Origin of the sequence: Actinokineospora diospyrosa (assembly GCF_024171925.1) — a bacterium.
GTDB lineage: Bacteria > Actinomycetota > Actinomycetes > Mycobacteriales > Pseudonocardiaceae > Actinokineospora > Actinokineospora diospyrosa.
In genome coordinates this window covers 1-18,539 of record NZ_JAMTCO010000003.1, presented here as the reverse complement: position 1 = coordinate 18,539, position 18,539 = coordinate 1, and the positions used below count along the sequence as shown (strand labels likewise).

Below are 18,539 nucleotides of genomic sequence, written 5' to 3'. Positions count from 1 at the left end.
CCCGCCGGCTCTCAGGCTACCCCGTCCACCCGCGCCGCCCGTGCCACAGCCGCCGCGACCTCGGGGGCGACCCTCGGGTCGAGCGCGCTCGGCACGATCTTGTCGACCGCCAGGTCGTCCGCGGCCACCGCGGCGATGGCGTCCGCCGCGGCCAGCTTCATCGCCTCGGTGATCCGCCGCGCGCCTGCGTCGAGCGCGCCGCGGAAGATGCCAGGGAAGGCCAGCACGTTGTTGATCTGGTTCGGGAAGTCGCTGCGGCCGGTGGCCACGATGGCGGCGTGCCGGGCGGCGACCTCCGGGTGGATCTCCGGGTCCGGGTTCGACAGCGCGAACACGATCGAGTCGTCGGCCATGGTGGCGACCAGTTCCTCGGGCACCGTGCCCGCCGACAGCCCGACGAACACGTCCGCCCCGCGCAGCGCCTCGGCCTGGCCGCCGCGCAGCCCGGAGGCGTTGGTGAGCTCGGCCAACTCGGCCTTGACCGGGTTCAGGTGGTCGCGGCCGGAGTGGATGATCCCGCGCGAGTCCAGCAGGGTCACCTCACCCGCGCCCGCGGCGATGAGGATCTTCGCGCAGGCCACACCCGCCGCGCCCGCGCCCGCGATGACCACGCGCTGGTCGGCGATGTCCTTGGCGAGCACGGTGTTCGCCCCGCGCAGCGCGGCCAGCAGCACGATCGCGGTGCCGTGCTGGTCGTCGTGCATGACCGGGCAGTCGAGCGCCTCGATCAGCCGCGCCTCCAACTCGAAGCAGCGCGGCGCCGAGACGTCCTCCAGGTTGACCGCGCCGAAGGAGGGCCGCAGCCGCACCAGGGTCTCGACGATCTCGTCCACATCGGTCGTGTCGAGCACCAGCGGGATCGAGTCGAGGCCGCCGAAGGTCTTGAACAGCGCCGCCTTGCCCTCCATGACCGGCAGCGACGCGGCCGCGCCGATGTCACCCAGGCCCAGCACCGCCGTCCCGTCGGAGACCACCACGACCAGGCGCGACGCCCAGGTGTAGCGGGCGGCGAGGGCCTTGTCCTCGGCGATCGCGCGGCTCACCCTGGCCACCCCGGGGGTGTAGGCGATCGAGAGCGAACGCGGGTCGGCCAGCGGCTTGGTCACCGCGACGCCGAGCTTGCCGCCCTCGTGCGCGGCGAAGATCTCCTCGTCGGTGACGGGACTGCTGGTCCTCTCGTTCAACGCGGTCATGCGTCCTCCTGGATCTCGCTGCGAGTGCTCGACGCAGGGCTGGCGCGGAGCGGGTGGGGTCGCGGGCGCGCGCCTACGGCACAGGGGGTGTGCGTGGGGTGCCCGCGGGACGTGCGGAGTCGGTGGTTCGGCTGCCTGTGTGCGGCTCGGGGCCGTCACCCCGGGGTGTGGGGCGGGCGGCCGCGTGGCGCTGCGGTGGCCACAGTCTGCCAGCACGCGGACACCGGTGTCTGCGGTGGGGATCACATCGTGGCGGCATTTTCCGCAGGTCAGGGGCGGTTTCCCAAGACGTCCGTCCGGTTTTCTAAGCGCGTGCTAGCGCCGACTAACGTTTTCGCTGCGTGACCAGCGCCTGCTGCGGGGCGGTCCGACCGGGCGCCTACGCTGCTCCCCATGCAGGCACGAGAGCTGCGCGTCCCCGACGCCTTCGAGTTCACCCCGCGCACCTTCCCCGACACCCGCGGCGTGTTCGTCTCCCCGTTCCAGGGCGAGGCCTTCACCAAGGCGGTCGGCCACCCGTTCACCGTCGCGCAGACCAACCACAGCCGCTCGCGCAAGGGCTCCGTCCGCGGCCTGCACTTCGCCGACGTCCCGCCCGGCCAGGCGAAGTACGTCTACTGCCCGCAGGGCGCCCTGCTCGACTTCGTCGTCGACATCCGGGTCGGCTCGCCCACCTTCGGCGCCTGGGACGTGGTGCGGCTGGACCCGGTCGACTTCCGCGCGGTGTACGTGCCGGAGGGCGTCGGGCACGGGTTCGTGGCGCTGGAGGAGGACACGGTCATCTCGTACCTGTGCTCCACCGGCTACAACCCGTCGGCCGAGCGCGGCATCAACCCGCTGGACCCGACGTTGGCGCTGCCCTGGGCACCGGAGCTGGAGCCGCTGATGTCCGACAAGGACGTCGCGGCGCCGTCCCTGGCCGAGGCGGAAGCGGCGGGCCTGCTGCCGCGGTACTCCGACTGCGTCGCCTGGTACGAGAAGCAGCGCGCTCGTTAGGGCCCGGGTGGCCGCAGCCTGCCCGGCCGCGGCCACAGCCGGAAGGTGACGACCGCGTGAACTCTCGCCGGTCCCAGAGTGCGGGAATCGGTGGACGCGAACGGGTTGTCCCCCTCCACGTGCCACCCGGCACCCTCCCGCCGAACCGCCCGCTTCACCGACACCTGCCCCGGCCGCAGCTCCCAGGTGACCAGAACGACGTCACCCACCCGTGGTCGCCGCTTGACCGCGACCACCGTGTCCCCGTCCCCCAGCGCGGGCGACATCGACGGCCCCCGCACCCGCACCCGGCGCACCGGCATCCCGCCCATGACCACCTGATCACCTCCACCTGCCCGGAGATGATGCCGGGAGTAGGGTCGTCCCCGTCGGAGCATCCTGCCCATGGAGGAACAATGCGACTGCTGTCGCGCCTGCTCGCCCCCCGCCTGGAGGCCACCGCCCACTGCGACCTCCCCTGCGGTGTCTACGACCCCGCGCAGGCCCGCATCGAGGCCGAGTCGGTCAAGGCTGTCCAGCAGAAGTACCAGGACAACGCGGACCCCGAGTTCCGCACCCGGGCCGTCCTGATCGCCGAACAGCGCAGCGACCTGGTCAAGCACCACCTGTGGGTCCTGTGGACCGACTACTTCAAGCCGCCGCACTTCGAGAAGTACCCGCACCTGCACGACCTGTTCAACCGCGCCACCAAGGCCGCGGGTGCGAGCGGGACGAAGGGCTCGATGGACCCGGCCACCGGCCAGGCCCTGCTCGACCTGATCGCCGAGATCGACAAGATCTTCTGGGAGACCAAGCAGGCCTGAGCTACCCGGACCGCAAATGGTGCTGACCGGCGATCAAGCTGGTCAGCACCATTTTTTTGTGCGGCATCACCAGCGCGGATGACTTGTTGCTATGGTAGCAACGGCCAGATCAGACCAACCGCATCGTGCATTTTGTAGCGCTCTTTCAGGATGGCGAGAATTGCGCGCACATCCATCTTCGGTCCATTGGCACCGGACCGGCTCGCCATCTGTTCCAGTGCGACCAGGGCACGTGTAGGACTGAGGGCGACCGTGTTGCTCGCGAAGGTTGAAGGCGTGACCACTTGGACCTCGTTGGGCATCTTAGCCTCGGGGAAGTCTTTTATATTGTGGGTCACAAGTGCCCCAGCGTGACCGAACGCGGCAGCGGCGACGACATGCTCATCATCGGGGTCCGGTAGGCCGTAGCTGCCCACGAGGGCTTCCCAGCCGACGACTTCGGCATCGTTGAATGCCTGCCTCATCTGAAGGATCAGGTTGCGAGCACGGCGATCGGCGCCCTCAGGCGCGAATCCACGCTCAACCAACTTCCGCGCTTCCTCGTACTCGAGCTCTTCCAAGATCGCACCGCTCCAGAGCGGGCGGTACAAGCCTTCGATCGCCAGCGACAGCAGGAAGTCCCGCTGACGGCTGGGCCAAAGAACGCAGGTGTCTAGCAGTGCGGCGAACACGCCGCCATCCTGCCAGTGCGCCGTCTCCTAAGAAGAACGACCCCGCCGTCGGGTTCCAACCTCTCGGCGGGCTTCACGTACACGCTTCAGCGCGGTCTCAATATCCTCATCTTCATCGACCGTGGTCGCCGCCAGGAATGCGTATTGCGCAGCTCGCCGTTTGCTTTGGTAGTCCAGGAGTTCCCTCAGCGAAATCCGGCGATGGCTGCCCACGCGCTCAAAGGGGATCTCGCCGTCTTCCAGCAGCCTCACCAGCGTGGGGCGACTGATACCGAGCAGCTCCGCCGCTTGCTGGGTCGTCAGCTTCTGCCCCACCGGTGCGATCGTCACCGCTAAGCCGCGTTGCAGCGCTTCCGCGGCTTGGCGCAACACGCGGTACAGCTCCGGCGGCAGCTCGACTTGATCGTGCGGCTCGGCGCCGCTCAGCAGACAGGTGGTCCTGGGCGTGCCGCGACCAGCACGTTCCTGAGCCTCGAGGAAGCTGATGACCTGCCCCATCCGGTCCTGGCCGTCAGGTTCGGGCAGGAAGGTCTCTTGCTTGAGGGACTGCTCCATGGGTACCTCCAACGCACAAAACATAGCAAGTTTCGTTTCGTTCGTCTAGACGCCGTTGGTCGGGCGAGATCACGTGCGGGGTGGCGCGGCGAAGCTGGCGTGTAGTCGGTGCAGGGTGGGTCGATCAGGCGTTGAGAGTTGGGCGCCCACTTGATCTCAGGCTTCACATGCAGTCCTCTGTGTACTTGCGATGCCCCTGAGGTCGACGAACCCGCTCGGGTACTGAGTGGTTAGATCCGAGTCATGACCGTCTACCTGTTGCGGCACGGGGCCACTGAGTGGTCGGACACGGGGAAGCACACCGGCAGGACGGATGTGCCGCTCACGGTGGTGGGTGAGGAGCGGGCCAGGCTGATCGCGGGTCTGCCCAAGGACATCCCCGTTCTGTGCAGTCCCAGGAGTCGGGCGATCAGGACCGCTGAGCTCGCGGGCCTCACCATCACCGAGGTCACCGAGGACCTGGCCGAGTGGGATTACGGCGACTACGAAGGGCTCACCACGCCGCAGATCCGGGAGACCGTGCCCGGCTGGACCGTGTGGACACACCCTTGCCCCAACGGGGAGAGCGCGGACGAGGTCACTGGCAGGGCGCGGCGGGTGCTCGGCAGGGTGTCGGAGGACGTCGTCTTGGTGGGGCACGGGCATTTCAGCCGGGTGCTGGCCGCGGTCTGGATCGGTCAGGCGGCGGGGTTCGGGGTTCATTTCAGGCATGATCCGGCTACGGTCACCGTGCTCGACCACGAGCGTGAGTCGCCGCAGATCGCCAGACTAGGAGTCAGCAGTTGAGCATTCGGCGCGTTGAACCGTCCGATGTGGACGCCATTGTGGGGCTCGTGTACGAGTTGGCCGAGTACGAGCGGGCCAGGCACGAGTGCCACCTCACCGCGGAACAGCTCACCGCGGCGCTGTTCGGCGACAGCCCGGCGCTGTTCGGGCACGTGGCCGAAGTGGACGGTCGTGTCGTCGGGTGTGCCTTGTGGTTCTTGAACTTCTCCACGTGGCGAGGCAAGCACGGGATCTACCTGGAGGACCTGTACGTCACACCCAGCATGCGCGGGCACGGGTTGGGCAAGGCGCTGTTGCAGACCCTGGCCAAGGAGTGCGTCGACAACGGGTACCAGCGGTTGGAGTGGTCGGTGCTGGACTGGAACGAGCCCGCGATCGGCTTCTACAAGTCCCTCGGCGCCGTCCCCATGGACGAGTGGACCGTCTACCGGCTGACCGACCAGGCGCTCACAGATCTCGGTACATGATGTGCACCGGCACGCGTCCCAGCGACGCGTGCCGGAACGCGCCGGGGATGGTCGCCACGATCTCGAAGCCCAGGGACGTCCAGAGGGCCACGGCGCCGGTGTTGGTCGAGATCACCGCGTTGAACTGCATGCCGGTGTAGCCCGCGGCGCGGGCGTGGGCCAGCACCTCGGTGGCCAGGCGGCGGCCGATGCCCCGGCCCGCGCGGTCGGGGTCGACCATGAAGCCCGCGTTGGCGATGTGGTCGCCGAGGCCGAGCTGGTTGGGCTTGAGCAACGCGGTGCCGACCACCTCGTCGCCGTCGAGGGCCACGAAGACCTCGCCGGCCATCCACAGGCCGCGGGCGGTCTCGTAGTCCGTCGCCGGGTCCCACATGTACGTCGTGCCGGTGGCGACCACCCGGTGCCACAGCGGCCAGAGGCGGTCCCACTCCTCGGCGCGGGCGAGCCGGATGATCACTCCTCCCCCTGCGCCCACCGGGTGGTGGCCGGGTTGAACAGGAAGACCAGGGCGGCCAGGCACACCACGCCGACCGGGATGCCGTACTCCGGGCGGCCGGACGGGCCGGTCGCGTACCAGGCGACGCCCAGGAGCAGGACCTGGATGACGATCGCCGGGCTGCGGGCCCAGGTCTTGCCGATGAGCAGGCCTGCGCCGCAGGCGAGCACCGCGGCGGCGAGCACCGCGAAGTACGCCGCCTCACCGAAGACGTTGGTGCCCAGCTCCGATTCGCCGGACAGGCCCCTGATCAGCAGCAGCACCGTGAACACGAGCGCGACGAGGCCCTGCAGGCCGACGATGGCACCCGCGGCGCGGACGGTGCGGGGGGCGGCGGAGGACAGTGGCACGACGGCCTTCCCGGAGTCGTTGGCTAGCGCACGATGACCCTGCGTGCACACCGCCGATCGTATGCCACCCGGACGGCCGGTCGTTTCCGGCGACCGGGGCGGGCAAGATCAGCGGTGTCAGCTCCTCGCGGTACGACGGGACAGACGGTCGTCTGGGTGCACCTGCCGAACCCGAGGTCCAGGCTGCGACGAAGGGAGCCGCGTCCTCGGCGAGCATGTGTCACCCCTCACCACCGGGCTCAGGCGGCGGGTAATCCCGCCCGCCTCGCTTACTCTCGGGTAATGCGCGCTGTCCTAGTGGTGAACCCGCAGGCGACCGCCACCACCCCGGCGGGTCGGGACGTGCTGGCGCACGCCCTGGCCAGTCAGGTGAAACTGGAGGTCGTCGAGACCGACTACCGGGGTCACGCCCTCACCGCCGCCGCGCAGGCGGCCGTCGACGGGGCGGACCTGGTGGTCGCGCACGGTGGCGACGGCACCGTCAACGAGGTCGTCAACGGCCTCTTGGCGGCAGGACCCTCCGGAGCGACGCCGATGCTGGGCGTGGTTCCCGGGGGTTCGGCGAACGTGTTCGCACGCGCGTTGGGCCTACCGCGCAATCCAGTCGAAGCGACGCACGTGCTCTTGCGCGCTATCGAGCAAGGGCAGAGTCGCCGGGTCGGACTTGGGCTGGTCGAGTCCGGACCTTCGCGGCGGTGGTTCACCTTCAACGCGGGCATGGGCTGGGACGCCGATGTGGTCGCGGACGTCGATCGCAGGCGCGGCAAGCGAGCCAGTCCTTCTCTTTATGCGCGGGTCTCGATCGCCCGCTATGCCCGCCCTAAGCACAGTCGCCCGAATCTGACGGTAGAGCTACCTGGGGAAGATCCGATCACCGGACTTCGGTTGGCGTTCGTCTCCAACACCGACCCCTGGACCTACCTCGGCGCGCGACCGATCCACCTCAACCCCGGCTGCGGCTTCGAGACCGGGCTCGGCTTCTTCTCCCTGCGCACGCTGAGCGCGCCCACCGTCCTGCGGCACTTCCGGCAGGCGTTGAGCGACAAGGGCGTGCGCCGCGGGAAAAACCTGGTGCGCCGCGACGACGTGGCGAGGATCGTGGTCAGCGCACCGGAGCCGGTTCGGCTGCAGTGCGACGGCGACCTGATCGGCGAGCGCACGCGAGTCGAGTTCGTGTCCGTCCCTTCCGCACTCGCGGTGGCTGTGGTCTAGACCACAATTCCAGCCGGTCACCGCGCCGCCCGGACGGGTGGGCGCACTGCCCCGGACGTACGACCCGAGCGAACAGCGTCGTGATCAAATCGTTGCTCTCCGCACCCGCAGGCCGCTGACCAGTCACTTTCGGGTGAGTTCACTCACCGGGCGGAGAAGAACTCTTGACATCTCCCTGGTTCGTGAAAGCATTCACAAGCACCCCGACGACCGGATGACTACTAGAGGCGCGCCCACACGCGCCCCGAGCGAGGAGCAGTAGAAATGGACTGGCGCCACCGCGCGGCCTGCCGTGACGAGGACCCCGAGCTGTTCTTCCCGGTGGGAACCAGCGGTCCTGCGATCCTTCAGGTCTCCGAGGCGAAGGCCGTTTGCCACCGCTGCCCCGTCGCTTCCAACTGCCTGTCCTGGGCGCTCGAAAGCGGCCAGGATGCTGGCGTTTGGGGCGGTATGAGTGAGGACGAGCGTCGCGCGCTCAAGCGCCGCAACGCCCGGACTCGGGCCCGGAGCAACGCGTAGCCGAACGAGACTGAGCGACCCCTGTCTGCGGAAAGCGCAGACAGGGGTCGTTCTGCATTGTGCCCTGTGGGGGCCAAGCCCCCACACCCCCGGCCGGAGGGGCTTCGCCCCCCGGACCCCCCGGTCCAAGGTTGAGTAAGCCCCAGAAGGCAATGGTGCCTGTGGCTATTCATTGGATAGACAAGAGAATAGCCGAGGACTTTGGCACATTTCGTCAAAGTTAGCGGCGGTGGGAAAGGGGTACGCGAAGGACGGCTTCGGTACCGCTTTCGTCGCGGCGGCGCAGCGAGAGGGTGCCGCGGAGTTCGGATTCGACGAGGGTGCGCACGATCTGCAGACCGAGGCCGTTGGTCCGTTCGAGGGAGAAGCCCGGGGGCAGGCCGCGGCCGTCGTCGGCGACGAGCACGTCGAGCCAGCGCGCGGACCTGGTGGCCGAGACGACGACCTCGCCGGAGGAGCCGGGCGGGAACGCGTGCTCGACGGCGTTCTGGATGAGCTCGGTCAGCACCATCACCAGCGGGGTCGCCGTCTCCGCGGCGACCACACCGAACTGGCCGCTCTTGCGGACCTTCACGTGGCTCTCGGCCACCGCCACGTCCCCGACCACCGGGATCACCTTGTCCACCAAGGCGTCCAGGTCGACCCGTTCGTCTACCGACGTAGACAGCGTCTCGTGCACCATCGCGATCGCGGCCACCCGGCGCACCGACTCGGCCAGCGCCTCCTTGGCCTCCGGGCTGCTGGTGCGCCGCGACTGCAGGCGCAGCAACGCGGCCACCGTCTGCAGGTTGTTCTTCACCCGGTGGTGGATCTCGCGGATGGTGGCGTCCTTGGACAGCAGCGCCCGGTCCCTGCGCCGCACCTCGGTCACGTCCCGGCACAGCACCAGCGCCCCGGCCGCCTTGCCCGCTGGCCGCAGCGGCAGCGCCCGGAACAGCACCGCGGCGCCGCGGCGGGACTCGGCCTCGGTGCGCATGCCCGGCTGGCCGTCGAGGGCGGACACGATCCGCTGCGCCACCTCGGTCGCGTCGAACGGGTCGCCGATCAACGACCGGGTCAGCGGGGCCAGCCGCACCCCGACCAGGTCCGACGCGTGCCCCATCCGGTGGTACGCCGAGAGCGCGTTGGGGCTGGCGAACACGACCGCCCCGGCGGTGTCGAGCCGGATCAGCCCGTCACCCACCCGGGGACTGGTGTGCACGTCCGGTGACGGCTCGGTGGTCGGGAACGTCCCGTCGGCCACCATCTGGCACAGGTCGCCCGCGATACCGAGGTAGGCGATCTCCAGGGCGCTGGGCACCCGGGGCACCGCCAGGTTCGTCTCGCGCGAGAGCGCCGCGATGACCTCGCCCGCGAAGGTGACCGGGATGACCTCCCGGCGGACCGGGACGCCCAGGTACCAACGCGGGTCCTCCTCCCGGCAGATCCGCCGCTCGGCCACGGCCCGGCGCAGTTGCGGGTGCTCCTGGGCGCTGGTGTGGCTGGCGACGACGTCCTCGGGGTGCGCGGTCGGGCCGGTGGTCGGCCTGGCCTGGGCGACGCAGATGTAGCGGCCCTGCGCGCCGGGCGGCAGCGGTGTGCCGTCGGCGGCGGTCTCGGGCACCCAGAGCAGGAAGTCCGCGAAGGACAGGTCCGACAGCAGCTGCCACTCCGCGACCACCGTCTGCAGGTGGTCGACGGCGCCACCGGAGAGCCCGGTGTGCTCGGCGAGCAGGTCGGAGAGGGTGGACATCCCTGGGTCGCGCCGCCTACTCGACGACGGCGATCAGGTCGTGCTCCTGGACCACGTCGCCCTCCTTGACCGCGAGCCGGGTGAGCGTCCCGTTCTCCTCGGTGAGCACCGGGATCTCCATCTTCATCGACTCCAGGATGACGACCGTGTCCCCCTCGACGAGGGTGTCACCCTCCCTGGCCACCACGTTCAGCACGTTGGCGACCATCTCGGCGTGGATCTCGTGGGCCATCTGCCCGACTCCCCTTCAGCTGGCGCTGGTGTGTTCCCCGGCGACAATCCAACCACGACCGGGCCCTGCCAGGACGACAACGCGGACGTGGCAAAATTGTGCACTCAAGCCAAACGCTCGACCGAGGAGGCAGCATGTCGAAGCGCGCACGCAAGCGTCGCGACCGCAAGAAGGGCGGCGCGAACCACGGCAAGCGCCCCAACGCCTGAGCACCAGCTCCCAGCGCGTCGAAGGCCCCGGTACCCGTGCGGTACCGGGGCCTGTTCGCGTGATCGGGCGGCGCGACCGGGCTCAGTCGTCGCGCTGCTCGACCGGGGCGCTCACCTCGACGCGCGCGCTGGTCACCTCGACCCGGGCACCCCGGTGCTGGATGACCGTCTGCCTGATGGAGGCGCGGACCCGCTCGCGGAACTCGTCCGGCGCCTGCTCGCCGCCGCACTTGCGGGCGAGCAGGACCTTGAGCTGCTCGGACAGGCCGTACTGCGCCAGGCACGGGCTGCACTCGTCGAGGTGCTGCTGCAGCGCGTCGCGCCGGTCGCGGTCGCACTCGCTGTCGAGGAACAGCCACACCTCGGACAGCACGTCCGAGCAGGGCGTCTTCTCGGCGCTCACGCTCCGGTCACCTCCCGGACGAACCCGCGCTCGCGGGCGACATCGGCGAGCAGGTCGCGCAGCTGGCGCCTGCCCCGGTGCAATCGGGACATCACCGTACCGATCGGCGTCCCCATGATCTCGGCGATCTCCTTGTAGGCGAAACCCTCGACGTCGGCGAGGTACACCGCGAGCCGGAACTCCTCGGGCAGCTGCTGCAGCGCCTGCTTGACGTCGTCGTCGGGCAGCAGGTCCATCGCCTCGGCCTCGGCCGAGCGCAGGCCGCTGGAGGTGTGGTTCTCCGCCTTGGCCAGCTGCCAGTCGGTGATCTCGTCGGTCGGCGCCTGCACCGGCTGCCGCTGCCGCTTGCGGTAGCCGTTGATGTAGGTGTTCGTCAGGATGCGGTAGAGCCACGCCTTGAGGTTGGTCCCGGCGGAGAACGACGCGAACGCGGCGAAGGCCTTGAGGTAGGTCTCCTGCACGAGGTCCTCGGCGTCGGCCGGGTTGCGCGTCATCCGCAGCGCCGCGGCGTAGAGCTGGTCGAGCAGCGGCATGGCGTCGCGCTCGAACCGGTCGGCCCGCACTGCCGGGGTCTCCGGTTCGGTCTGGGCGTCGGTGCGGGGCACCGGGCTCCTTTCGGGGGCTCGCACACCCGTGTTCAGGTGCGCGTATGGCGCCCCCGAGTTTACGCGGCCCCGTGAGCGCGGGCCGCCTTCCGCAAGCCGCACCATCGGAACCCGCCGGTCCGCCACCGCACCTGTCTGCACGCCTGTGTCAACACCGGGCGGGGGCGGGCCATTCCCTAGGCGCTGTCCGGTGGGTCCGGTGCGTGGGATCGGTGATCCGCGTGGTTCCTGGGTGCGCGGACGGGAAGCCGCACGTACCGGGTTGTACTTGGGCTTTCCGCCCGTGCGGCCAGGGGCCGCGCGGGCGCGGATAGCGCGTGCCGGACCCGCCGGACAGCGCCTAAACTTCGGGGCCGTGGCAGGACAGGGAACCCCGGCGACGGCGCTTCTGGTCAAGCGCAAGGTCGAGCACAAGGTGCACTCGTACGAGCACGACCCGCGGGCGTCCTTCGGCCTGGAGGCGGCCGCGGCACTGGGTGTGGAACCGTCGCGGGTGTTCAAGACGCTGTTGGCCGAGGTCGACGGGGTGCTCACGGTGGGGGTCGTGCCGGTCGACGCGCAGTTGGACCTCAAGGCGCTGGCGGCGGCGGTGGGCGGGAAGAAGGCCAAGATGGCCGAGGTCGCTGTGGCTGAGCGCACAACCGGCTACGTGGCGGGCGGCATCTCCCCGCTCGGGCAGCGCAAACGCTTGCGGACCGTGCTGGACACCTCGGCGACCCGCTTCCCGACCATGTTCTGCTCCGGTGGCCGCCGCGGCCTGGAGATCGAGTTGGCCAGCACCGACCTGGTCACCCTGGCCGACGCCGTGGTCGCCGACATCGCCGCCAAGTAGTCCCCCGCTGGTCTACGCCTAGACGGGCGGGATGATGCCGGTGAAGTGCCCGTCGGTGGCGCAGTGCGGGCAGGGGCGGCCGTTGTCGACCGTGCGGGGGGCACCCCCGATGACGGCGTGCTTGGGGTCGGCGATCATCCCGCCGCCACCGCAGTAGTGGCAGATGGTCTGCACCTGGCCGGGGACGTCGTCGTCATCGTCGTCGTCCGGGTCGTCCCTGTCGCCGTCGTTCACGCGCACCGCTTCCGTCGTGGGCTGTCGCGGGCATCATGCCGAAACGCCGAGGCGCCCCCGCACCGGTGGGGTGCGGGGGCGCCTCGCGGGGGCGAGCGCCTGCTCAGCCGGTCGGGAACTCGGCGACCTGGTCGGCGGGCGGCGCGGTGATGTCGACGGCCTTGCCCCAGTCGCTGTAGTCGGCCTGGATCTTGACCTTCTCGGACTTGACCGGGAACTCCATCACGTAGCGGACCGGCAGGCTGTCGGCGTTGACCCACACGTCGGCGGGGACGCTCTTGACCCCGGCCTTCTCGATCTCGGCGATGCTGTCCGGGTCCATGCCCATCCCGGCCGCCTTGCCCTTGAGCTTGGCGACGTCGACGGTCAGCGAGTAGCGGGTGGTCTTCTGGCCGTTGACCTCCTCGTCCTTGACCCCGGTGATCTCGCTGACGTCGGCGAGCTGCTCGAGGGTCTTGGTCGGGTCGGTCTGGCGCGCGGACTCCAGCGACTTGCCCAGCGTCGCGGCGAGCGGGTTGTCCTTGTCGTTGAGGTCGAGCTTGAGCCACGGCTTGCCCGGCTCGAGCTCCTGCGGCGTCTTGATGTAGACGATCGGGTCGACCAGCCGCATGGAGACCGCACCCTCGGGGGTGTCGATGGTCATCTGCATGCCGGGCGTGGTGCCGAAGGTGTAGTCGCCCTCGCCCTTGAACTCCTGGCCCGCCGCGGAGCCGATGAAGGTGAAGTGCGCCGACTTGGCGGTGGTGCTCTTGGCCTTGACCGCGTCGGTGAGCCCGCGCAGCGTGTCGAAGGCGCTCTTGCCCTGCCCGGGCGCCGCGGCGACGGTGCCCCCGGTGGCCTGCGGCGACGCGCTGTCGCACGCGGTCAGCGACAGCGTCGCGACGGCCGTCACGGCCACGAGCAGGCGTGACTTACCCAAAAACCCCATGGTGGTGCTATCCCCTCGAAATGTTCGGTGCTCTACCCCAGAGACAGGTGCCCCGGACCGGGGATCACCGCCACGCTCAACCCAACTGGTCCAGCGGTCGCAGGATACGGTGCAGCCACTCCTCGACGACACGTGATATCGCCGAAATGTCCTTTCGCAGCGAGTGGTCGCCGGGCATCCCCACGATCTCCCGCAGGTGCGCGGGCTCGGGCTGGCCGAACGGGTCGCTCTCGCCCTGCACGACGAGCGTGGGCACCGTCACCGCGTCCAGCTCGGGCTGGCGGGTCTTCTCCGGCTTGCCCGGCGGGTGCACCGGGAACGCGAGGCAGACCACACCGACCGCCTCGCCCGCCTCCGCTGTGCGGCACGCCACGCGCGCGCCGGAGGAACGGCCGCCGAACAGCAGCGGGAGTCCCTCGAACCACTGGGCGGAGAGGCTCTCGACGACCGCCAGCCACGCCGTGTCCAGTTGCGCCGCCGGGGCCGGGGCGCGCCTGCCCGCGACCCGGTAGGGCTGTTCGATCAGGGCGACGTGCACGCCAGCCGCCGTGGCACCGCGGGTGGCGGCGACCAGGTCGGGAGCGCTGATGCCACCGCCTGCGCCGTGCCCGAGCAGCAGGCCCGCGCGGCCCTCGGCGGCGCAGTGCAGTTCGGCGATCGCCGGGCCGTGCGGGGTGTCGATCTCGGCGCGGGTCATCGGGTCAGGCCCGGCCGCTGAACAGGTCGGGCGCGTCGGCGGGCTGGTCGGCGGGCCGGTCCAGATCGGGCAGGGCGGTGGGGTCGAGCGGGGCGAGCAGCTCGGGGCCGTTGTTGCGCACGCTGTTGACCATCTGCGCCACCGGCCGGATCTCCAGCCCGTCGACCAGGTCCCAGGAGGGCGGCGCGAGCAGGTCGGCCACGTCGGTGGCGTCCGGGTCGAGCCACCCGGCCCAGCTGTCGCGGCCCAGCAGCAGCGGCATGCGGTCGTGGACGTCGGCCAGCGGGCCGACCGCGTCGGTCGTCAGGACGGCGCAGGTGATCAGCACCGGCGAGTCCGGGTCGGCCTTGTCCCGCCAGGTCGTCCACAGACCCGCCATCGCGAGGCTGCTGCCGTCGCGCGGGGTCGTGTAGAACGGCTGCTTGGCGGTCTTGGCGGTCTTGTCCCGGCGCCACTCGAACCAGCCGTCGGCGGGCAGGATGCAGCGCCGCTCGGCGAGCGACTTGCGGAAGGCGGGCTTCTCGGCCGCGGTCTCCGACCTGGCGTTGATCATCTTCGCGCCGCCGGAGGCGTCCTTGGCCCAGGCGGGCACCAGGCCCCACTTCATCACCCGCAGGGTGCGCTCGGTCCGGCTCCGGTCAACGGCGCCGTCGGGATCGCGCGGGTGCCGCTGCACGACCGCGACCACGCTCTTGGTCGGCGCGACGTTGTAGTCCAGATCGGGTGCCGACTCCCCCATGGCGTCGACCGCGTCGAACTCCGCGGCCAGCGTCGCCGGGTCCTTCGCGGACGCGTACCTGCCGCACAAGGCCGATCACCTTCCCTTCCGCGCCCGACCGGGAGCGCCACCGCCACCCACGGTGTGGGCGAATCGTGACATGCCGGGCCGACAGTGGCGAGCCGGTCACCCGATGCGGCGGCCGGTGCGCGAGGATTGCGGCATGCCGCAGCCCTGGTCAGCCCCGGTCGCACCGGGACCCATCAGCGCCACTGTCACCATCCCCGGATCCAAGTCCATCACCAACCGCGCCCTGGTCCTCGCCGCGCTCAGCGGGCGGGCCAGCACCGTGACCGGAGCGCTCACCGGCCGCGACGCCGACATGATGACCGGCGCGCTGCGCGCCATCGGCGTGCCCGTCGAGGTCGACGGCACGACGATCGTCGTGGGCGCCCACGACGGGTTCCACGGCCCGGCGGAGATCGACTGCGGGCTCGCGGGCACGGTCATGCGCTTCGTACCCCCCGCCGCGGTGCTCGCCGACGGCAAGATCCGCTTCGACGGTGACCCCCGCGCGCGGGAGCGGCCGATGGGCACCATCTTGGAGGCGCTGCGCGGGCTCGGCGCGGTAGTCGAAGGGGACGCCCTGCCGTTCACGCTGGTCGGCACCGGTGGGGTTACCGGCGGCACAGTCACAATTGACGCCTCTGGCTCCTCTCAGTTCGTCTCCGGGTTGCTGCTGTCGGGTGCCCGGTATGACAAGGGGTTGACCGTGCACCACAGCGGCAAACCCGTTCCATCGATGCCACACATCGAGATGACCGTGGAGATGCTGCGCACCGCGGGCGTGACCGTCGACGACGGTGAGCCCAACACGTGGCGGATCGAACCGGGCACCGTTAACGCTGTCGACTGGGTCATCGAGCCGGACTTGTCGAACGCCACGCCGTTCTTGGCCGCGGCGGCTGTCACCGGCGGCGAGGTCACCGTGACCGGGTGGCCCTCCAGCACGACCCAGCCCGGTGACGCTATCCGCGAGATCTTGGCGCAGATGGGCGCTGAGGTGACTCTTGTCGACGGCACGCTCACCGTGCGGGGACCGTCGAAGCTGTCCGGTGTGGACATCGACATGCGCGACGTCGGCGAGCTCACCCCGACCGTGGCGGCGCTGTGCGCTCTCGCCGACGGGCCGTCGGTCCTGCGCGGCATCGCCCACCTGCGCGGCCACGAGACCGACCGGCTCGCCGCGTTGACGGCCGAGATCACCGCGGTCGGCGGCGACGCCACCGAGACCGAGGACGGCATCGCGATCCGCCCGACCGCGCTGCACGGCGGCCTGTGGCGCGCCTACGCCGACCACCGGATGGCGACCGCGGGCGCGATCGTCGGCCTCGTCGTGCCGGGGGTGAGCGTGGACGACATCGCGACCACCGCGAAGACGCTGCCGGACTTCCCCGCCATGTGGGCCAGGATGCTGGACGAGGCGCGCTGACGTGGCGGCCCGGCGCGGCGACTGGAGCAGGCTGGACGAGGCCGATGTCCGCGTGCGCCCCGGCAAGGGCAGTCGTCCGCGCAGCAAGCTGCGACCGGAGCACGCCGACGCGGTCACCGGGATGGTCGTCGGCAAGGACCGCGGCCGGTGGACCTGCGCGGTGGACCGCGACCCGGACCACCTGGTGGTCGCCATGCGGGCCCGGGAACTGGGCCGCACCCCGATCGTCATCGGCGACCAGGTCGACATCGTCGGTGACACCACCGGCGACCCGGACACCCTGGCCCGCATCGTCCGCGTCGCCGATCGCGTCAGCGAACTGCGCCGCACCTCCGATGACACGGACGCCTACGAACGCGTCGTCGTCGCCAACGCCGAACGGCTACTGATCGTCTGCGCGCTGGCAGACCCGCCGCCTCGCACCGGGTTCATCGACCGGTGCCTGGTGGCGGCTTTCGCAGGCGGGCTAGAACCGTGGCTGTGCCTGACCAAGGCAGACCTAGGCGACCCGGCAGCGCTGATGGCGGCGTACGAGGAGTTGGACCTACCTGTCGTCGTCAGCCGTTTCGACGTCGACCCGGATGAGGTGCGGTCGCTACTCGCGGACCGGGTGTCGGCGCTCGTGGGTCACTCCGGGGTGGGCAAGTCCACTTTGGTCAACAAGCTGGTCCCGGACGCGGCCCGAGCCATCGGCGCGGTGAGCGGCGTCGGCAAGGGTCGGCACACCTCAACATCAGCGGTAGCCCTACCTCTGCCCGGCGGCGGCTGGGTAGTCGACACACCCGGCGTCCGGGCTTTCGGCCTAGCCCACATCAAGCCTAACGACATCGTCTCCGCCTTCCCCGAGTTCGTCGCGGCAGCCGAAGAGTGCCCGTCGGGGTGCGGCCACCTCGGCGCGCCAGAGGACCCCGACTGCTACCTGGACACGGTGGTCGACGAGGGCACAGCGACCACCGGTCGGTTGGAATCCCTTCGCAGACTGCTGAAGTCCAAGTCCGAGGACTAATCTGCCCTCGTGCAGATCCTTCGCTACGCCGCCTTCACCACCGACCCCGACGGCGGCAACCCCGCCGGAGTCGTCCTGGACGCCACCGGCATACCCGACAGCGAGATGCAAGCGGCCGCCGCCGAGATCAACTACTCCGAGTCCGCCTTCCTCCTCCCCCGCCCCGACGGCGACCTGGACATCCGCTACTTCAGCCCCCTGGCCGAAGTCCCCTTCTGCGGCCACGCCACCGTCGCGGCCTCCGTGGCCCACGCCGCAGCCCACGGCGCGGGCCCGCTGAGGCTGCACACACGAGCCGGGTTGGTGGAGGTGAGCACGACGGAGTCCGAGGCCGGTGAGATCACCGCGACCCTGGCGAGCGTGACACCTCGAACGGAGGAGATCCCCGCGGAGATCCAAGCGGCTCTGTTGTCGGCGCTGCGCTGGTCGGCTGAAGATCTTGATGCCGCGCTGCCGGTGCGGGCGGCTTATGCGGGCGCGTGGCATCCGGTGGTGGCCGCCGGAACGCGTTCGCGATTGGCTGAGTTGGACTACGACTTCCCGGCGTTGGCAGATCTGATGGCCGAGCAGGGGTGGACGACTGTTCAATTGATCTACCGCGAGTCAGAGGCGGTGATCCATTCGCGCAACCCGTTCCCACCGGGCGGGGTCGTGGAAGATCCAGCCACGGGAGCCGCAGCAGCGGCGTTGGGCGGCTACTTGCGAGAACTGGGCCTGGTCTCCTTGCCAGCGGCGCTGACGGTGTACCAGGGAGACGACCTCGGGCGACCGGGGGTGATCACCGTGGGGATCCCGTCGGAGTTGAGCGCGGGGATTCACGTGACGGGACATGCTGTGCTGATCGAGTAGCTGTTCACAGCAACGGTGCCAGCTATCCACAATGGCTCTGGTTATCCACAGGCCGCTGTTTGCCGCTGCCGTTGTGTCGGACTTCCTCGGTAAGCTGTGTATTTGGGGGCTCTTGGCGCGGATGATCTTGCGGATGCACCCTGCGGTGGTTGGTTGCCCACAACGTGCTCGGCTGTGCACAGGGTTCGTTCGCTGGTCCGGGTTTGTCGGGGTTCCTCGGTAGGCTGTGAGGGTTATTCACGCCTGTCTGTAGAACTGTAGGCCGAGGACCGCGGAGATGGTTGTCGCGAAGGTGTCGATGGGCCGCCGGTAGTCGGTGTGGAGGATGCGCCAGGTTGTGAGGTTGGCGATGACGTGTTCGACGATGGCTCGTTTCTTGTTGTGGTGATAATTGAAGTCCTTCTCCCAGTCGAGCAGGTCGCGATGTTTGGGTTTCCTGATCGGTGTCAGCATCGCGGTACCGATGTAGCCTTTGTCGCCCATCCAGGCGGTCACATCGTATTCGTCCAGGATCCCCGATGTCCGCAGGCAGTACGAGTCGTGTCGGCTTCCCG

Annotated in this window: 26 protein-coding genes; 11 read left to right on the top strand and 15 right to left on the bottom strand. The window is 69.8% G+C overall.

Annotated features, from left to right (window positions below):
- Positions 1-11 precede the first annotated feature (11 nt).
- A complete protein-coding gene (locus LV75_RS05305; protein WP_253885516.1) occupies positions 12-1,193 on the bottom strand; it encodes an NAD(P)-dependent malic enzyme in 1,182 nt (393 codons plus the stop codon).
- Positions 1,194-1,586: 393 nt separating this feature from the next.
- On the opposite strand from LV75_RS05305, the gene LV75_RS05300 reads away from it, so the two are divergent.
- A complete protein-coding gene (locus LV75_RS05300) occupies positions 1,587-2,189 on the top strand; it encodes a dTDP-4-dehydrorhamnose 3,5-epimerase family protein (protein ID WP_253885515.1) in 603 nt (200 codons plus the stop codon).
- Here the strand turns inward: LV75_RS05300 and LV75_RS05295 are convergent.
- Complete coding sequence (locus LV75_RS05295; RefSeq protein ID WP_253885514.1) at positions 2,186-2,500, bottom strand: S26 family signal peptidase; 315 nt, start codon at positions 2,498-2,500, stop codon at positions 2,186-2,188. The genes LV75_RS05300 and LV75_RS05295 overlap by 4 nt on opposite strands.
- A gap of 84 nt (positions 2,501-2,584) precedes the next feature.
- Between LV75_RS05295 and sodN the strand changes: the two genes are divergently transcribed.
- The gene (sodN, locus tag LV75_RS05290; protein ID WP_253885513.1) at positions 2,585-2,992 is read left to right on the top strand and encodes a superoxide dismutase, Ni; all 408 of its coding nucleotides are present in this window, start codon (positions 2,585-2,587) and stop codon (positions 2,990-2,992) included.
- An 89-nt stretch (positions 2,993-3,081) separates the two neighbouring features.
- Here the strand turns inward: sodN and LV75_RS05285 are convergent, their stop codons facing one another.
- Both LV75_RS05285 and LV75_RS05280 read right to left on the bottom strand, forming a co-directional pair.
- Complete coding sequence (locus tag LV75_RS05285; protein ID WP_253885512.1) at positions 3,082-3,663, bottom strand: PIN domain-containing protein; 582 nt, start codon at positions 3,661-3,663, stop codon at positions 3,082-3,084.
- A 27-nt stretch (positions 3,664-3,690) separates the two neighbouring features.
- The gene (locus LV75_RS05280) at positions 3,691-4,218 is read right to left on the bottom strand and encodes a helix-turn-helix domain-containing protein (RefSeq protein ID WP_253885511.1); all 528 of its coding nucleotides are present in this window, start codon (positions 4,216-4,218) and stop codon (positions 3,691-3,693) included.
- A gap of 243 nt (positions 4,219-4,461) precedes the next feature.
- Between LV75_RS05280 and LV75_RS05275 the strand changes: the two genes are divergently transcribed.
- Both LV75_RS05275 and LV75_RS05270 read left to right on the top strand, forming a co-directional pair.
- Entirely contained in the window at positions 4,462-5,004 is a 543-nt protein-coding gene (locus LV75_RS05275) for a histidine phosphatase family protein (RefSeq protein ID WP_253885510.1), read from the top strand.
- A 2-nt stretch (positions 5,005-5,006) separates the two neighbouring features.
- Positions 5,007-5,471 (top strand): GNAT family N-acetyltransferase, encoded by a 465-nt coding sequence (locus LV75_RS05270; RefSeq protein WP_253885967.1) that lies wholly within the window; start codon positions 5,007-5,009, stop codon positions 5,469-5,471.
- Here LV75_RS05270 and LV75_RS05265 read toward each other — a convergent pair.
- Positions 5,452-5,928 carry a GNAT family N-acetyltransferase gene (locus tag LV75_RS05265; protein WP_253885509.1) on the bottom strand — a complete coding sequence of 159 codons (477 nt, stop codon included), beginning with the start codon at positions 5,926-5,928 and terminating at the stop codon, positions 5,452-5,454. The two genes, LV75_RS05270 and LV75_RS05265, sit on opposite strands and share 20 nt — an antisense overlap.
- On the bottom strand, positions 5,925-6,317 hold the full coding sequence (locus tag LV75_RS05260) for a hypothetical protein (RefSeq protein ID WP_253885508.1): 393 nt from the start codon (positions 6,315-6,317) through the stop codon (positions 5,925-5,927). Before LV75_RS05260 ends, LV75_RS05265 begins: the two co-directional genes overlap by 4 nt.
- Before the next feature lie 282 nt (positions 6,318-6,599).
- Here LV75_RS05260 and LV75_RS05255 point away from each other — a divergent pair, with 282 nt between their 5' ends.
- Together LV75_RS05255 and LV75_RS05250 are read left to right on the top strand one after the other, a co-directional pair.
- Positions 6,600-7,529, top strand: a complete 930-nt coding sequence (locus LV75_RS05255; protein WP_253885507.1) for a diacylglycerol/lipid kinase family protein — start codon at positions 6,600-6,602, stop codon at positions 7,527-7,529.
- A 264-nt stretch (positions 7,530-7,793) separates the two neighbouring features.
- Positions 7,794-8,048: a WhiB family transcriptional regulator gene (locus tag LV75_RS05250; protein WP_054051690.1), complete on the top strand. Its 255-nt coding sequence runs from the start codon at positions 7,794-7,796 to the stop codon at positions 8,046-8,048.
- A gap of 220 nt (positions 8,049-8,268) precedes the next feature.
- On the opposite strand, the gene LV75_RS05245 is transcribed toward LV75_RS05250, so the two are convergent.
- Both LV75_RS05245 and LV75_RS05240 read right to left on the bottom strand, forming a co-directional pair.
- Positions 8,269-9,780 carry a sensor histidine kinase gene (locus tag LV75_RS05245; RefSeq protein WP_253885506.1) on the bottom strand — a complete coding sequence of 504 codons (1,512 nt, stop codon included), beginning with the start codon at positions 9,778-9,780 and terminating at the stop codon, positions 8,269-8,271.
- Positions 9,781-9,796: 16 nt separating this feature from the next.
- Positions 9,797-10,012 carry a biotin/lipoyl-binding carrier protein gene (locus LV75_RS05240; RefSeq protein WP_253885505.1) on the bottom strand — a complete coding sequence of 72 codons (216 nt, stop codon included), beginning with the start codon at positions 10,010-10,012 and terminating at the stop codon, positions 9,797-9,799.
- A gap of 134 nt (positions 10,013-10,146) precedes the next feature.
- On the opposite strand from LV75_RS05240, the gene LV75_RS35815 reads away from it, so the two are divergent.
- On the top strand, positions 10,147-10,221 hold the full coding sequence (locus LV75_RS35815) for a 50S ribosomal protein bL37 (RefSeq protein ID WP_096498094.1): 75 nt from the start codon (positions 10,147-10,149) through the stop codon (positions 10,219-10,221).
- Between the two features lie 82 nt (positions 10,222-10,303).
- Here LV75_RS35815 and rsrA read toward each other — a convergent pair whose 3' ends face one another.
- Together rsrA and LV75_RS05230 are read right to left on the bottom strand one after the other, a co-directional pair.
- Positions 10,304-10,624, bottom strand: a complete 321-nt coding sequence (gene rsrA, locus LV75_RS05235; protein WP_253885504.1) for a mycothiol system anti-sigma-R factor — start codon at positions 10,622-10,624, stop codon at positions 10,304-10,306.
- Positions 10,621-11,334 carry a sigma-70 family RNA polymerase sigma factor gene (locus tag LV75_RS05230; protein ID WP_372504141.1) on the bottom strand — a complete coding sequence of 238 codons (714 nt, stop codon included), beginning with the start codon at positions 11,332-11,334 and terminating at the stop codon, positions 10,621-10,623. The genes rsrA and LV75_RS05230 overlap by 4 nt, the downstream gene beginning before the upstream one ends.
- 250 nt (positions 11,335-11,584) lie before the next feature.
- On the opposite strand from LV75_RS05230, the gene ybaK reads away from it, so the two are divergent.
- Entirely contained in the window at positions 11,585-12,061 is a 477-nt protein-coding gene (gene ybaK / locus LV75_RS05225; RefSeq protein WP_253885502.1) for a Cys-tRNA(Pro) deacylase, read from the top strand.
- 18 nt (positions 12,062-12,079) lie between these two features.
- Here ybaK and LV75_RS05220 read toward each other — a convergent pair whose 3' ends face one another.
- The 4 genes from LV75_RS05220 to LV75_RS05205 all read right to left on the bottom strand — a co-directional run bounded on the left by LV75_RS05220 (position 12,080) and on the right by LV75_RS05205 (position 14,728).
- Entirely contained in the window at positions 12,080-12,301 is a 222-nt protein-coding gene (locus tag LV75_RS05220; RefSeq protein WP_253885501.1) for a hypothetical protein, read from the bottom strand.
- 97 nt (positions 12,302-12,398) lie between these two features.
- Positions 12,399-13,214 (bottom strand): SCO4651 family lipoprotein, encoded by an 816-nt coding sequence (locus LV75_RS05215; RefSeq protein WP_253885500.1) that lies wholly within the window; start codon positions 13,212-13,214, stop codon positions 12,399-12,401.
- Between the two features lie 85 nt (positions 13,215-13,299).
- On the bottom strand, positions 13,300-13,920 hold the full coding sequence (locus tag LV75_RS05210; protein ID WP_253885499.1) for an alpha/beta hydrolase family protein: 621 nt from the start codon (positions 13,918-13,920) through the stop codon (positions 13,300-13,302).
- A 4-nt stretch (positions 13,921-13,924) separates the two neighbouring features.
- Positions 13,925-14,728, bottom strand: a complete 804-nt coding sequence (locus LV75_RS05205) for an SOS response-associated peptidase (RefSeq protein ID WP_253885498.1) — start codon at positions 14,726-14,728, stop codon at positions 13,925-13,927.
- A 133-nt stretch (positions 14,729-14,861) separates the two neighbouring features.
- Here LV75_RS05205 and aroA point away from each other — a divergent pair, with 133 nt between their 5' ends.
- From aroA to LV75_RS05190, 3 genes are read left to right on the top strand one after another with little or no spacing between them, the layout of a single operon-like run.
- Positions 14,862-16,130, top strand: coding sequence for a 3-phosphoshikimate 1-carboxyvinyltransferase (gene aroA, locus LV75_RS05200; RefSeq protein ID WP_253885497.1), 1,269 nt, complete (start codon positions 14,862-14,864; stop codon positions 16,128-16,130).
- A 1-nt stretch (position 16,131) separates the two neighbouring features.
- Positions 16,132-17,136, top strand: coding sequence for a ribosome small subunit-dependent GTPase A (gene rsgA / locus LV75_RS05195; RefSeq protein WP_253885496.1), 1,005 nt, complete (start codon positions 16,132-16,134; stop codon positions 17,134-17,136).
- Between the two features lie 9 nt (positions 17,137-17,145).
- Positions 17,146-17,985, top strand: a complete 840-nt coding sequence (locus LV75_RS05190) for a PhzF family phenazine biosynthesis protein (RefSeq protein WP_253885495.1) — start codon at positions 17,146-17,148, stop codon at positions 17,983-17,985.
- 237 nt (positions 17,986-18,222) lie between these two features.
- On the opposite strand, the gene LV75_RS05185 is transcribed toward LV75_RS05190, so the two are convergent.
- The coding region (locus LV75_RS05185) for a transposase family protein (RefSeq protein ID WP_253885494.1) at positions 18,223-18,539 on the bottom strand (317 nt) is incomplete at its 5' end.

Coding starts and splice junctions, on each gene's coding strand:
- LV75_RS05210 (WP_253885499.1), bottom strand. CDS start 13,920: ATGACCCGCGCCGAGATCGACACCCCGCACGGCCCGGCGATCGCCGAA.
- sodN (WP_253885513.1), top strand. CDS start 2,585: ATGCGACTGCTGTCGCGCCTGCTCGCCCCCCGCCTGGAGGCCACCGCC.
- aroA (WP_253885497.1), top strand. CDS start 14,862: ATGCCGCAGCCCTGGTCAGCCCCGGTCGCACCGGGACCCATCAGCGCC.
- LV75_RS05305 (WP_253885516.1), bottom strand. CDS start 1,193: ATGACCGCGTTGAACGAGAGGACCAGCAGTCCCGTCACCGACGAGGAG.
- LV75_RS05250 (WP_054051690.1), top strand. CDS start 7,794: ATGGACTGGCGCCACCGCGCGGCCTGCCGTGACGAGGACCCCGAGCTG.
- LV75_RS05275 (WP_253885510.1), top strand. CDS start 4,462: ATGACCGTCTACCTGTTGCGGCACGGGGCCACTGAGTGGTCGGACACG.
- LV75_RS05245 (WP_253885506.1), bottom strand. CDS start 9,780: ATGTCCACCCTCTCCGACCTGCTCGCCGAGCACACCGGGCTCTCCGGT.
- LV75_RS05255 (WP_253885507.1), top strand. CDS start 6,600: ATGCGCGCTGTCCTAGTGGTGAACCCGCAGGCGACCGCCACCACCCCG.
- LV75_RS05280 (WP_253885511.1), bottom strand. CDS start 4,218: ATGGAGCAGTCCCTCAAGCAAGAGACCTTCCTGCCCGAACCTGACGGC.
- LV75_RS05230 (WP_372504141.1), bottom strand. CDS start 11,334: ATGGTGCGGCTTGCGGAAGGCGGCCCGCGCTCACGGGGCCGCGTAAAC.
- LV75_RS05300 (WP_253885515.1), top strand. CDS start 1,587: ATGCAGGCACGAGAGCTGCGCGTCCCCGACGCCTTCGAGTTCACCCCG.
- LV75_RS05240 (WP_253885505.1), bottom strand. CDS start 10,012: ATGGCCCACGAGATCCACGCCGAGATGGTCGCCAACGTGCTGAACGTG.
- LV75_RS05295 (WP_253885514.1), bottom strand. CDS start 2,500: ATGGGCGGGATGCCGGTGCGCCGGGTGCGGGTGCGGGGGCCGTCGATG.